A 13,619-nucleotide genomic window follows, 5' to 3' on the forward strand; every position below is an offset into this window, starting at 1 on the left:
TGTCCCCTCTACCGCATTATTCTGAGACCGATAGGGAATCGGGTATACGACTAGAGCATTTTCAATCCTTCTTCATATAATAATATAAAGTAATGAACACACTCCCAAAAAGGCAATAAACTTACATTCAAGGAGTTGAAGAAAAGTGGAGAATTTTAATTCTATTAAAGTTGCTTCTCTTCGGAAAGGGAATAAAGTAACCAAGCAAGGTGACCTTAAAATGGTAGACCTTGTGAGCCATTTTACAAAAAAGTATGAAATACCTCAGTTGCTCTTGGCGAATCTAATAAAGTTGGGCTTATTATCGTCGTTATTGGAACAGGTAAAAAAGATTGATCGCAATCTTATTTGGAAGGACGATTTTCAATGCTAACACCTGTTAAAAATATATTTATGTACCGCGAAAGTTATTTGCCCATAAGTGAAACGTTTATTTATGAGCAAATTCGTAATATGGCCCAATATTGCCCGCATGTTTTTTATCGTAAACTCTTAGATGAGTCTACTTTGTTCCCGTTTTCAAATCTTTATCCATATCAGGATCTTAAAACAACGATTGAGCATTTCCATAATCATGACATCAGATTGATTTATGCGAGGTTCGGCAGGGGCGGGGTACAAATGCTCCCATTGAAACAAGAGACGAATCTCCCAATGGTTACCTCGTTCCACGGTGCCGATGTGTCCAAACAGTTAGTAAAAAGGAAAGGTTACGCCGACAGTTTGCCAGAACTCTTCCAGAAAGGCGATATGTTTACAGTAGTTAGTGAGCACATGAGAACCAGGTTAATCACCCTCGGCTGCCCCTCTCATAAAATTACGGTGCTCAAATCGGGAATCGAGCTGGGCAAATTCCCCTTCCAACCAAAAATATCCGCTAATAAAGATGAGATTCGCCTCTTAAGTGTCGGCCGTTTAACTGAAAAGAAGGGAATGAACATCCTCATTAAAGCGTTTGCCCAAATTGCGGAAAAATATCCGAATTCAAAGCTGACGATTGTTGGGGAAGGCCAAGAAAGGAAAAAACTTGAGACATTAATCAAAAAAAATCAATTACATGATAGGGTAGAGTTATTAGGAAAAAGGAGCCATCCTGAAGTAAAGAAACATTTAATGGACTGCGATTTGTTCTGTATCGCTTCCCATACGGGGTCGGATGGAGACTTAGAAGGGATACCAAACGTGATTATGGAAGCCATGGCTTTGGGCAGGGTTGTTGTAAGCACCGAACACGCGGGAATCCCAGAGTTGGTTATCCACGGTGAAACGGGATATTTGGTTCCGGAAAAAGATGTCGTCGCGCTATCCGATATGCTTATCCATGCGATTGAACATCAGAGTGAATGGAGCCAACTGGCCGAGAATGGACGTAGGAAGGTTGAACAGGAACATGACATCCACAAACAAATCCAAAAGTTGGAACAGCTATTTACAAATCTTATCGATACCCCACAAAAGGATGATAAAATATGATCTCTTTTGTAGTTGGAAGAAATATGGGGCATCTAGGCAGATGCATTAGTATTTCGGAAAAATTACATCAACGGAATCTGCCGATACAAGTGTTTGCCTTTCAGGAATCACATGGTTATTTATTTGACAATCTGCAGAACCATATCCCTTTGAACCCCTATCGCCCCCGAAAATTTGTGGATGGAAAACAAACAGAATTATTAATACATGATTGGCGCTCCGAAGTGAGCACATTTCGCAATGAGGGAAAAGTCGATTTAAACACAAAAATTGTTACGCTCTATCACAGTGACTTTTTCTTGCATAGATTTGATTCAACTGAGATGCGGGAATATAAACAAAAGATCCAGAAAACTGCCAATCATTCCGATATCTTTTTGCACATGAATCTTTTCCCGCCTAAGCGGAACCCGAGATTGAACTGCATCTATATTCCTGTTCCATTAATCACTAGAGATATTAGCATGTCACCTGAGGAAGTTAAGTACAAACTAAAGCTTCAGGCTGACGATTCGTTTATTTTAGTTCAAATGGGAGGTGGAACTGGTCCGAGCCGTTATCGACAGATAGCGAAGTGGTATGAACAAATAAATCCTCTTGCAGGCCGCTTTCGATTTGTTGTTGCAGGGCAATTAAAGGAAGAAGATTTCCAATTTGATAAAAGGATCATAAAAGCCCCCATTTTTCCGAACGGTAAAAATCTTGTAAATGCGGCTAGTTTGGTCATAAGCAAACCGGGCATGGGTATTTTAGGAGACTGTATATCTACGGGAACCCCATTGCTTTTTCTCCCTGCTGATGATGCGGAACGCGAACAAAAAATAAGGATGCTTAGAAAAATATTAAATAGTGACATGGGAACGATTAAAGAACCTGAAGAAATAGTAACTAAGATTGAACAAGCTTTAGCAAAGAAAAGTGTATTTCAAGAAAAATTCAGTAAAATTCCTACCAATGGAGCTGAAGTAGCAAGTAAAATTATTGAAACGGCATATCGGATCCCGCTGTCGGAATTGCCGAAAAGACGTGAGGAACTCCTGCACTTGACTCCGTTTAGCTCCTATGGAAATAAGGGCTGATATGCTGAATTTATTCTTTGAAGCCAGCAAGAAGAGGGTGTCCCAAAAGTAAAACTTTTAGGGGCACCCATTTTTTGTGTATAGTTCTATGAAATTTTCTGTTGAAAAGTAAATTATGAACTTTTGTACATACATAAGAAAAAAAAAGCTTACTTCTCCCTTACTTCCTTCCATCTTCGGCGCGGCTTGTTATTGCATGCGTTCCGCCTTGAAAAGGTATATTGTTTTGAGGCAGTGTACCGAGACGTAACTCTTCTTCCAACAAAGCTTCTGCGTTGTCCTCGGGTTTATAACCGATCAGATCCTCCAGATAGCCGATATCGTAGTAGTTGGATGTGTTCGCCGAGGTTCCATACAGGCAGAGAAAATCGATAGACGGATCAGCCTCGATGCAGCAAACTGTCAGCTGGACCATATCCCGGCTGGAAATCCAGATGCGGGACGCTCGCTCAGTAAGAGGGAGGTCATCTCCAGAAAAGTTACCTATCCGAATATTAATCGAGGAGATGCCGTATTTATCGGCGTAATACCGTCCGAGCAGCTCAATATAGCATTTACTGAGCCCGTAAAAGCTGTCCGGCCGATAAGGGTCTTCCGCATTGACCCGCTCCCCGACTCTATAAAATCCGGTGACATGGTTTGAGCTGGCAAAGATGATGCGTTTCACCCCGTTCTTTCGTGCCGCTTCGTATAAATGATACGCACCGGTCACGTTAAGGGGCAGCACTTTTCCGAGAAAGTCCTCTTCGTCTTTCGCCCACGCAAAATGCAGTACCGTATGCACACCGACGGTCAATGCTTCAAGCCTGGCCGTGTCCGTTACGTCGAGCTGCACTACATTACGATCCTGGTCAGGCTCGATATCCACCCCCAAGATGTCGTAAGTCCCGTGTTTTTTCAGCCCCTTGTGCAGTCGGCGGCCAATTTTGCCGTTCGCTCCGGTGAGCAAAAGCTTCTTTTTCTTTTGCGTATAGTAATTGATTATACCGTCTATAACATTAAGCAAGTGATTTTTCTGATTTACAAGAAATTGGTAAAGGGCCTCTCTATCATGCGTAGATACCTGCCACTCTTCAGGAATGGATTTGATAACTTCATAGATCAATTTATTCGGTAAAGATTTAATTTTTTTCACAAAAGAATGTAATTCTTTCTGATCATTGAGAAGGGAGAAGATCCATTGGTAAGTTTCTTGATAAAACGGTTTATATTCCCGGTACTCACTAAGCGTTTGTGAAGACCAATTGTATTCCCCTGGAAAACATCTGCCATGACCAAGCATATGAACATAAAAGCTGCCCCCACTAAGACGCTCCAGAAGTAAATTGTTCACAGTCCGATCGAAATTATGCACCCATTGGTCGAATACTACCATCCAGGCAAGCATTTCGGGATTTTTTAATTCGCTCTTGGATGGAGGATTTTCAGATATATCGCCAAATACAAGACTGTTTTCGATAAATAAATAGCTAATATGGCATCCGGAACTAAAATTATATTTATCGGATTGTAATTCAGGAGTTTTCTTTATAAATTCCTCCGGTATATGAACTAGGTCGAAGGGGACAACGGGAAGTGAAAGGAGCTCTGCCAATTTACCGACCACATATTCATTAACTTTTTCTTTGGCCCTTTTTTCACTAGTGCCGTTCCATTTCACTACATATTTTTTTCCGTCGCTGAAAAGGATAACATGGGCGGTTCCTCCCTCTAATGTTTGTATAAATACAACCGGATCTATTCGCTGTCCCAAGGAGTCTTTGCCCTGTTTCATAGTCATTGACCTCCGTTTATATTCTGTATTAAGCCGTATTACCTTCCACTAAACTAAAATACTCTCAAAGAGATCTTCCATGAGATATTCTTCATATATTTATTAAATGCAAAACAATAAAATCTGAATGGACAACTTCATCAAAAATTTATACGAATAAAATAACACTTGCAGAAGGTTGTGTTCATTTAGCGTGGCTTCTTCCGATATCGTAGTAGTTGGATGTGTTCACCGAGGTTCCGAACAGGCAGAGAAAATCGATAGACGGATCAGCCTCAATGCAGCAAACTGTCAGCTGGACCATATCCCGGCTGGAAATCCAGAGCGGGACGTTCGCTCAGTAAGAGGGAGGTCATCTGCAGAAAAGTTACCTATCCGGGCGGCCAATTTTACCGTTCGCTCCGGTGAGCAAAAGTTTCTTTATTTATTGCATATAGTAATCGATCATACCGTCTATAACATTAAGCAAGTGATTTTTTTGATCTACGAGAAATTGGTAAAGGGCTTTTCTATCATGCGTAGATACCTGCCACTCTTTAGGAATGGATTTGATAACTTCATAGATCAATTTATTCGGCAAAGATTTAATTTTTTTCACAAAAGAATGTAATTCTTTCTGATCATCAAGAAGGGAGAAGATCCATTGGTAAGTTTCTTGATAAAACGGTTTATATTCCCGGTACTCACTAAGCGTTTGCGAAGACCAATTGTATTCCCCTGGAAAACATCTGCCATGATCAATCATATGAACATAAAAGCTGCCCTCACTAAGACGCTCTAGAAGTAAATTGTTCACAGTCCGATCGAAATTATGCACCCATTGATCGAATACCACCATCCAGGCAAGCATTTCGGGATTTTTTAATTCGCTCTTGGATGGAGGATTTTCAGATACATCGCCAAATACAAGACTGTTTTCGATAAATAAACAGCTAATATGGCATCCGGAACTAAAATTATATTTATCGGATTGTAATTCAGGAGTTTTCTTTATAAATTTTTTCGGCATATTAACAAGCTCAAAGGGAACAACTGGAAGTGAAAGGAGCTCCGCTAATTTACCCACCACATATTCATTAACTACTTCTCTGGCCCTTTTTTTTCTAGTACCATTCCACTTAACTACATATTTGTTTCCGTCGCTGAAAAGAATGACGTGTGCGGTTCCTCCCTCTAATGTTTGTATAAATGCAACCGGGTTTATTCGCTGTCCCAAGGAGTCTTTGCCTCGTTTCATAGTCATTGACCTCCGTTAATATTCTGTATTAAGCCGTATCACCTTCCACTAAATCAAATTATCCAATTCATTCACTTTGCATAAAACTTTTTCATTATCTATATGTATTAAATGAAACTTGAATCCGTGACAAAAAGCATTTTATATCAGATAGTTTTGATCATTCTCAACCTACCATTATTTGAGGAGGTTTCATACCAGATAACTATGTTTTTGAATTGCAGTTTTGGAAAATAGAGGAAAAAATCATGATATAAGAGCTGAATAATTTGGAAAAAAAGGAAATAGTTATTAAATTAGAGCTAAATATGATAGAACTTTTGGATAATATAGGGAAAAGCTAGTGTGAATGAGGGCGATGAAGAACATTTAAGTTAAAATTGAGCCCGAAGTGTCCTCCATAAGCGGTATGGAGGACATTCAAAACAAAAGTCACGACCAAAATGTCCTTCATCATAGTTCACCTCCAACCCGCATCGACAGCACAAGTAGCTCTAATTCCCCCGCAAAAATTCCAACACTGGCTCAAATGGCTGTTGATCTTTCGCATCAAAATAATGTGCAAAGGGACAGCCTTTTTCATTGATTCTCTCAATGATAGACTCTAACGGAAAATCTTCAATCGACAAATCCTCTGTGATCTCTTCCCAATAAAGCGGGGTGGCTACATATGCCCCATCATTTCCGCGCACTGAATAAGGAGCAACAATTGTTTTTCCCTCAGCATGCTGAACATAATCTACATATAGACGGTTGCCGCGGTTCTTTTTGAGTCGCTCTGTTGTAAAAAGATCGGGTTCCATCGTTGTTAAATAGTTTGCGATAAACTCTGTGAATTGGCGGGTGTCGTCATACGTAAACCGGTTTTCTGGAAGAGGAATATAAATCTGCAATCCTTTATTACCTGACGTTTTTACAAAGGATATCAATTTAAGACCATCAAACACATCTTTTAAAATCGTTGCCGCCTTTTTGGCTAATGGAAAAGCATCACGGGATGGAGGGTCCAAATCAAAAACTATCTCAGATGGTCCTTTTGAATAAATCGTTTGAAACGGGATATGAAACTCGAAGCTCAATTGATTCCCTAACCATGTCAGCGTTTTTAAATCATTGCAAACAATATATTCAATCCCTTCGGACATCGAGGTTTGGATAAAGTCAGGTGCATACTCTGGGCAATTTTTTTGGTAAAATTTTTCCCCATACATTCCATGGGGATAACGAATGACGGTTAATAAACGATCCTTTAAAAACGGGAGCATAAAAGGAGAAACTTCGACCAAATAGTAGATGTATTCAAGCTTTGTGATAGGTTTATCCTTCCATAGCGGTTTATCTGGATGAGTAATTTCGATTTCTTCAGGCAAAAGCGGGGCATTCCGGACGAGTTTTTCCCAGGTGCAATCCTGCCAGTCAACATCAAACCGAAATTTCGAAAAACTAGGCTGCCGAAGTTGCTCTTTATACAATTCCAAATAGAAAAGTTCTACACAAATCCCAGGCTCTACTCTAATAAACCCTGTTGTTTCTTCAATCGCATTTGCTTGAATGACCCTAAGAAGAGCCTGCCTTTCATCAGGAGAAAGACCATGTGAAAATAAGCCAATTTCATAAATTTGATTTTTTCTTTTAACACCAACATGAAAAAATGCATTCTTTTTGTCGTAGCCCAGAATAAAAAAGGCACCAACCTGCCAATTTTTAATTTTGTACCAGTTTGTTGTTCGTTTGCCTTCATCCCACGTACTGTCTCGCTTTTTCGCAATAATCCCTTCTGCGTTAGATTGAGTTGCATTTGCCCAAATTGAACTAAAATCTTCGTTATATGTAACTAATTGTAGGAGTTCTCGCTTTGATGGGTCAACATGAGGAAGTTTAACCTCAGCGAAAATTTTATATAATTCATCCTTCCGGTCTTGAAATTTACGATCCATGAGATTTTTGCCATCATGCACCAACAAATCAAAGATTACATAATGAGCGGGCTTAGCTGTAGATGCTTGTGCAATTTTAGCCTCACTCCTCAATCTGCCTCGTTGCTGAATGAGCTCAAAGTTCGCTTTGAATGGGGATTCCAAGATGCAAAGCTCTCCATCGAAAACAAGTGGAAGGTGCGGATCTATTACACCCGCAAGGTCTTCACATTGCTTAATAATTTCCGGAAATTGATCATTAAGAAGGTTTCCGTTCCTACTGATTAACTGGATACGATCTTTGTCCCAATGTAACATTGCTCGGAATCCATCATATTTAATTTCGTATACCCAATTGGGTCCTGTTGGGGCTTCAAAAATAAGGGTCGGAAGCATTGGTTTCAGCATCTTCTCACTCCTAAAAGAGCCCCATTCGTAATGGAGCTCATGTTCCTACTTTTTTGCGGGTCGTTCTTGTTTTTGGTTTTATCGATGTCGCCTTGTCTGTACCTGTGGGTGCCTCTTGTTTTGCTTTTGGTTTTGCTTTACCTTTTGGAGCTGCTGCTTTCTTAGGTGAAGCTGTTTCCTTTGATTTTGTCCGTTCAATACTTGCCTGTAAAGCACTCATAAGGTCTACAACATTTGTCCGAGGAGCTTCTTTCGAGGTTGTACCTTCATTATTATTAATTTTCGATTCAATAAGCTCCATGAGGGCGGTGCGGTATTCATCTTTATATTTTTCTGGTTGGAACTCCGTTGTTAACTGGTCAATTAGCATAATAGCGGTATCGAGCTCTTTTTCATTGATATCGACATTTTCAGGCACGCCAGGTACCTCGGCTACATTGCGGACCTCATCAGGATAATGGATTGTTTCCATCACAAGGCTGTTTTTATAGACTCGGATAATCGCCATTTGTTGCTTGGAGCGTATGGTAATTTCAGCAATTCCGATTTTCCCTGATTTTTGTAAGGCCTCACGAAGAAGTGCATATGCCTTGCTGCCATTTTCACCAGGTCCCATGAAATAAGAACGGCTAAAATAGATCGGATCAATTTCCTCAAGCTTTACAAAGTCAATGATTTCAACACTTTTATCCTCATGTTCATCCTTAAGTTCTTTTAATTCCTCATCATTTAAAATGACAAATTTACCTTTTACATATTCATAGCCCTTTACAATATCCTCATTTCCTATGTCTTTTTCGCAATTTGGACAGGTCTTTTCATATTGAATAGGTGTATTGCATTCTTTATGAAGATTTCGGAGTTTCACGTCTTTGTCCTCTGTAGCAGAAAAAAGCTTTATCGGAATATTTACTAGTCCAAAGCTGATGGAGCCTTTCCACATTGTATGCATATGTTTTCCATCTCTCCTTTTTGTGATTATTGTTTCCTTAAACTGGCTCAGGAATGATGGTAATATAAACCTGATGAAATTTACGAAAAAAAACTAAAAATGAAATCAACCCCCCAAAAAAGTAAACCGATGACGTAAACTGTAAATGAGTCAAACATTACAAACGGGGATTGAAATGTAACTGAAAAGAAACATATGTTACAATACCTGTCACGATTACAATGATTGTATGGTCTTTCGTATTAGGGCTTTTGTAATATTTTTCGAATAAGCCTATCAATGTGAAAAATTGTTATTGAATCTCGCTTTCAACTCTTGCTACTATTAACAGATAGTAAAGAGAATTGAGGTGAAACCAGTGCTGAGCTTATTATTTAAAATGGGGAAACGAAAAAGCACTCTGGAAGAAACCGTTATTGAGATTCAAAATGGAAATCAACAACTACAAAATAAACTAATTGAAGACTATAAACCCTTTATTGCAAAAAATGTGTCAGCCGTTTGTAAACGATATATAAGCGAATCGGATGATGAATTTAGTATCGGACTTATTGCGTTTAATGAGGCCTTGGAAAAATACTCAAGGGAAAAGGGGAGTTCCTTTTTATCCTTTAGTGAACTTCTTATTAAACGACGAGTGATTGACTACATCCGTAAAGAGGCGCGTGTAAGAAATATTAATTTTATCTCGAATGGTGAAACAGACGAGGAAGGGGCACAAACCAAAATTGAAGCTCACCTTTCTGCCGATGAATACCAAAGGAAAGTGGAGCAGGAACTAAGGAAAGAAGAAATTGTCCATTTTCATAAGGTATTGCAGGAATTCGGTCTGTCCTTTCAAGAGTTGCTTGAGATTTCACCAAAACACGCAGATGCCAGGTTAAATGCTATTTTGGTATCAAAGGCTGTTGTTGAAAATGAAGAGCTCAAACAGACGTTGTTTGATAAGAAACAGCTTCCAATTAAGCAGCTCGAATCGAAAGTTTCAGTCAGTCGTAAGACGATTGAGAGAAATCGAAAATACATTATTTCAATGGCCATCATTTTATCTGGTGACTATGTCTATTTAAAAGATTATCTAAAAGGGGTGCTCGAAAGTTGAAAAAGGGGATCGTTATGGATGTGAACGATGAATATATTACGATGCTTACCCCTGACGGTGAATTCGTAAAAGCTAAACACATGAAGGAAAGCTATGAAATTGGGGAGGAAATGACGTTCTTTCCGGTCAATGAACGAGTAATAAGTCATACCTCTAGGCAACGTTTCTTTCAGGTGAAAAAATGGCGTTATGCGCTTGCAAGCTCTTTAGTTGCAATTTTATTATTATCTTTATTTATACCTTTTTCATCGCGAAATGAAGTGTATGCCTACATGTCCATTGACATCAACCCAAGCTTTGAAGTGGGATTAGACGATAACCTTCGTGTCGTTAGTCTAGAAGCCTTAAATGATGAAGCAAAAAAACTATTGGAGTCTATACCTGATTGGAAAAATAGCTCCTTAGATTCCATTACAGAATCAATCATTCAGCACAGTAAAAATAAGGGCTATCTTGAAGATGGAAAGCAGGTCCTCATTACAACGGTTGTAGCAGAATCCCATGACAAAGAGATTGATCAGGAGCTTCAACAAGGAATCAAAGACATTAAAGAAGAATATGAAAAAGAACAGATTGCTGTTACTGCGATAACAAGTACGGTTGAAACAAGGAATGCTGCCAAGGAAAAGGGACTTTCTACAGGAAAATTGTTAATTAAAGAAAACAAGGTCCCAATACCTGTAGAGGAAAAGAAAACAGAGCCTGCTGAACAAGATACAAATAACAAACAGGAAACCGCTGACAGACAGAAAGAGTTGAACGAGTTTAAAAATACTCAAAAACAAAGGGCGGAAGAAGTTCAGGAAGAACTCAAAGAGAAAAAAGAACAGATAAGAGATAAAGTCAAAAACAATGTAGAAAATTCCAATATGCCAGAACATATTAAAGAGAAAAAGTTCGATAAAATGGATGAAAATTGGGAAAAGAAACAACGTAAGCAAGAAGAAAAAGAGCGGAAACAGGAAGAGAAGAGACAAGATAAAAATAACAACAACCGCGGAAACAATGGCAATAACGGAAATAACAATAATGGCAACAACCAAAAAGGAAACAATTAGTAAAGCCGAGGGGAAAACCTCGGCTTTTCTCCATCTTATGAAGTTTTTATTCTCCTTTTAATTGGGACTGAGCTTGAGCTACAAGGCGTTTCGTAATTTCGCCACCTACTGAACCATTTGAACGAGACGCTGTATCTGAACCAAGCTTAACACCAAATTCTTGGGCTATTTCAAATTTTATTTGATCTAAAGCCTGTTCAATCCCGGGAACAAGCAACTTATTGCTACTTCTAGCCATCTAAACCTCACTCCTTATCAATTATAGAACAACGTATAATTCGTTGTATCCTTAGTATAAGAAGATAATTAATTTCAATACTGGAAATGCATACTAAAAGAAAAGCGCAGGGCGCCTCAATTCCAGCTAAAGGCAGGCACGTCCTTGTGCCTAACGCTGGAATCCTTGCCATCCTGGCAGAGGCGACAAGCATAAGACGAAGCTGACAGAAGGTGCATTTTACCTTCCGAAGCGATTGGCTTATGAACTCGAGCCGATGGCGCCTGAAGCTAGACACGAAAGATTTGAAAAAAAGACTTTCAAAATGAGAATGATTTCTATAATATAAAGGAATAGATTTCACAATGAAGTTAGATGTTAGGGTGAAAGAAAATGTGGAAAAAAATAAATTTGTACATAAATGGGCTGTCACCACCTCAATTGATTTTTGCGTTCTATCTTTTGGCTGTAACAATTTCTGTTATTTTACTCAGCCTTCCTTTTGCCGTCAAAGAAGGGGTCCATGTAGCCTTCATTGATACGTTATTTACAGCTGCAAGTGCAGTTAGTGTTACAGGTTTAAGCGTTATATCAATTAAAGATACATATACAGTCCCGGGTATTTTTATCCTGATTTTCGTACTGCAGGTTGGCGGTATCGGAGTTATGACGATGGGAACCTTTATTTGGTTATTGTTTCGTCGGAAAATAGGCCTACGTGAAAGAAGATTAATCATGGTTGACCAAAATCAATCACAGCTATCAGGTTTGGTTAACCTTCTTAAACAAGTAATAATCATAATTGTTGGAATAGAGTTTTTCGGTAGTTTGATTTTAGGCCTCTATTTTATACAGTTTTTTGATACCTGGCAGGAAGCGTTTATTCATGGCATTTTTGCTGCTGTTAGTGCGACAACAAATGCTGGATTTGATATTACAGGTAATTCACTAGTGCCGTATGCAAATGATTATTTCGTTCAATTTATTACGATGATTTTAATCATTTTAGGTGCAATTGGTTTTCCTGTATTAGTCGAAATAAAAGATTTTCTTCTTCATAAAAAGGGAAGATACCGTTTTTCATTATTTACGAAATTGACAACTGTTACGTTTTTATCACTAGTTGTTTTTGGGACTTTCATTATTTTTTTATTGGAATTCAATCATTTCTTTAAAGGATTGGCTTGGCATGAAACCTTCTTCTATTCGTTGTTCCAGTCAGTAACAACAAGAAGTGCCGGCCTTGCAACAATGGATGTGAGCATGTTTTCAGAGCCTACTTTACTGTTTCTAGGGGCAATGATGTTTATTGGAGCATCACCTAGCTCTGTAGGTGGGGGAATTCGAACGACAACATTTGCAATTAATATTTTATTTTTATTTCATTTTGCAAGGGGAAATAAATCGATTAAAATCTTCAAGCGTGAGATTCATGAAGAAGATATTAAAAAATCATTGATTGTAACAATCTTTGCTTTTTTTACATGCTTTCTCTCTATTTTCATTTTAACTATTACAGAGAACTTTACGTTTACTGAAATTTTCTTTGAGGTTGCATCTGCGTTTGGAACATGTGGATTATCGATGGGGATTACTCCTGACTTAAGTAATTTTGGGAAGTTTCTTATTATGTTCCTCATGTTTATTGGAAGGGTTGGAATCCTGAACTTTATCTTTATAATTGGAAAGAAAGGGAAGGACGTCAATTACCACTATCCGAAAGAAAGACTCATAATTGGTTAATTAGAAATGCAGAAGCGCCATGAACAGCCCCGACAAGCGCTGGAACCCTGACGAGGAGGCTACTGCCGCCGCAGGAGGGGTGAAGCGACCTCAAGTGGCTTGGCGCTGGAGCAAGACAATGAAAAGAGCACCATGCCAGGTGCTCTTTTTTTAATCATTACCGTAACTTGTGTCCTTGGATGGATGCATGAAAGGGACCCCTTTAGGCTGATTTTTGCTTTCCAATAGTTCACGGTTTTCAGTTGTGTTCCAACCAATGTCATTTGTTGGATGGACCCACTCGTCACCGGCCATAATCTCAGGGTCAGTATCATCACTCCAATTATTAAGGGGAGAGTTTGGTGAATTATAAAGGCTATCCCCAATCACGACTCCATGTTCATTCACAAATGGCTCCTGCATTTTAATACCGGTCCCTTTAAAAGATGGAGCTGAAATTTGATGGGGCATTGTTTCATCTAAGATCGGTGATTCGATGTATTCCACCTGTTTTTTCTTTTTAGTCATCCATTTACACCTCACAATTCGGTTTAGTGTTAGTGTTTGCAATGATAAGCTAATTTATAAAGTGTTGTGCCTACGCAAATAACTGGTCGGGGACGCAAAAATATGAATTAAGACGCAAATATCTAGTAATGGAAGCAAAAATACGAGAACCGA

At 38.9% G+C, this 13,619-nt stretch carries 12 protein-coding genes and 1 pseudogene; 6 read left to right on the top strand and 7 right to left on the bottom strand.

Translation table 11 applies throughout. The features are described 5' to 3' along the window. Positions 1 to 145 precede the first annotated feature (145 nt). Genes V7138_RS09115 through V7138_RS09125 form a run of 3 tightly spaced genes read left to right on the top strand, consistent with a single transcriptional unit; the run spans position 146 to position 2,552 of the window. A complete protein-coding gene (locus V7138_RS09115) occupies positions 146 to 373 on the top strand; it encodes a hypothetical protein (RefSeq protein WP_335396260.1) in 228 nt (75 codons plus the stop codon). Continuing rightward, positions 367 to 1,473 (top strand): glycosyltransferase, encoded by a 1,107-nt coding sequence (locus V7138_RS09120; RefSeq protein WP_335396261.1) that lies wholly within the window; start codon positions 367 to 369, stop codon positions 1,471 to 1,473. The genes V7138_RS09115 and V7138_RS09120 overlap by 7 nt, the downstream gene beginning before the upstream one ends. After that, on the top strand, positions 1,470 to 2,552 hold the full coding sequence (locus tag V7138_RS09125; RefSeq protein ID WP_335396263.1) for a hypothetical protein: 1,083 nt from the start codon (positions 1,470 to 1,472) through the stop codon (positions 2,550 to 2,552). Before V7138_RS09120 ends, V7138_RS09125 begins: the two co-directional genes overlap by 4 nt. Before the next feature lie 160 nt (positions 2,553 to 2,712). Here V7138_RS09125 and V7138_RS09130 read toward each other — a convergent pair whose 3' ends face one another. From V7138_RS09130 to V7138_RS09155, 5 genes and pseudogenes are all read right to left on the bottom strand, one after another. Further along, positions 2,713 to 3,534 carry an NAD-dependent epimerase/dehydratase family protein gene (locus V7138_RS09130; RefSeq protein WP_335396435.1) on the bottom strand — a complete coding sequence of 274 codons (822 nt, stop codon included), beginning with the start codon at positions 3,532 to 3,534 and terminating at the stop codon, positions 2,713 to 2,715. Positions 3,535 to 3,561: 27 nt separating this feature from the next. Continuing rightward, a pseudogene (locus V7138_RS09135) lies at positions 3,562 to 4,332 on the bottom strand (HipA family kinase); the annotation flags it as partial. Positions 4,333 to 4,750: 418 nt separating this feature from the next. Continuing rightward, positions 4,751 to 5,563, bottom strand: coding sequence for a HipA family kinase (locus tag V7138_RS09145; RefSeq protein WP_335396264.1), 813 nt, complete (start codon positions 5,561 to 5,563; stop codon positions 4,751 to 4,753). Positions 5,564 to 6,057: 494 nt separating this feature from the next. After that, positions 6,058 to 7,887 (bottom strand): DNA ligase D, encoded by a 1,830-nt coding sequence (locus V7138_RS09150; protein ID WP_335396266.1) that lies wholly within the window; start codon positions 7,885 to 7,887, stop codon positions 6,058 to 6,060. 37 nt (positions 7,888 to 7,924) lie between these two features. After that, positions 7,925 to 8,839, bottom strand: coding sequence for a Ku protein (locus tag V7138_RS09155; RefSeq protein WP_335396267.1), 915 nt, complete (start codon positions 8,837 to 8,839; stop codon positions 7,925 to 7,927). A gap of 349 nt (positions 8,840 to 9,188) precedes the next feature. On the opposite strand from V7138_RS09155, the gene sigI reads away from it, so the two are divergent. Then, on the top strand, positions 9,189 to 9,941 hold the full coding sequence (sigI, locus tag V7138_RS09160; RefSeq protein ID WP_335396269.1) for an RNA polymerase sigma factor SigI: 753 nt from the start codon (positions 9,189 to 9,191) through the stop codon (positions 9,939 to 9,941). Beyond that, positions 9,938 to 10,999: an anti-sigma factor domain-containing protein gene (locus V7138_RS09165; RefSeq protein ID WP_335396271.1), complete on the top strand. Its 1,062-nt coding sequence runs from the start codon at positions 9,938 to 9,940 to the stop codon at positions 10,997 to 10,999. Before sigI ends, V7138_RS09165 begins: the two co-directional genes overlap by 4 nt. A 46-nt stretch (positions 11,000 to 11,045) precedes the next feature. Here the strand turns inward: V7138_RS09165 and V7138_RS09170 are convergent, their stop codons facing one another. Continuing rightward, positions 11,046 to 11,237: an alpha/beta-type small acid-soluble spore protein gene (locus tag V7138_RS09170; RefSeq protein ID WP_335396273.1), complete on the bottom strand. Its 192-nt coding sequence runs from the start codon at positions 11,235 to 11,237 to the stop codon at positions 11,046 to 11,048. Between the two features lie 372 nt (positions 11,238 to 11,609). On the opposite strand from V7138_RS09170, the gene V7138_RS09175 reads away from it, so the two are divergent. Next, positions 11,610 to 12,959 carry a TrkH family potassium uptake protein gene (locus V7138_RS09175; RefSeq protein ID WP_335396275.1) on the top strand — a complete coding sequence of 450 codons (1,350 nt, stop codon included), beginning with the start codon at positions 11,610 to 11,612 and terminating at the stop codon, positions 12,957 to 12,959. A 150-nt stretch (positions 12,960 to 13,109) separates the two neighbouring features. Here the strand turns inward: V7138_RS09175 and V7138_RS09180 are convergent, their stop codons facing one another. Next, positions 13,110 to 13,466 (bottom strand): DUF3905 domain-containing protein, encoded by a 357-nt coding sequence (locus V7138_RS09180; protein WP_335396276.1) that lies wholly within the window; start codon positions 13,464 to 13,466, stop codon positions 13,110 to 13,112. Positions 13,467 to 13,619 lie beyond the last annotated feature (153 nt).

Origin of the sequence: Bacillus sp. JJ1533 (genome assembly GCF_036965045.1) — a bacterium.
GTDB lineage: Bacteria > Bacillota > Bacilli > Bacillales > Bacillaceae_L > Ferdinandcohnia.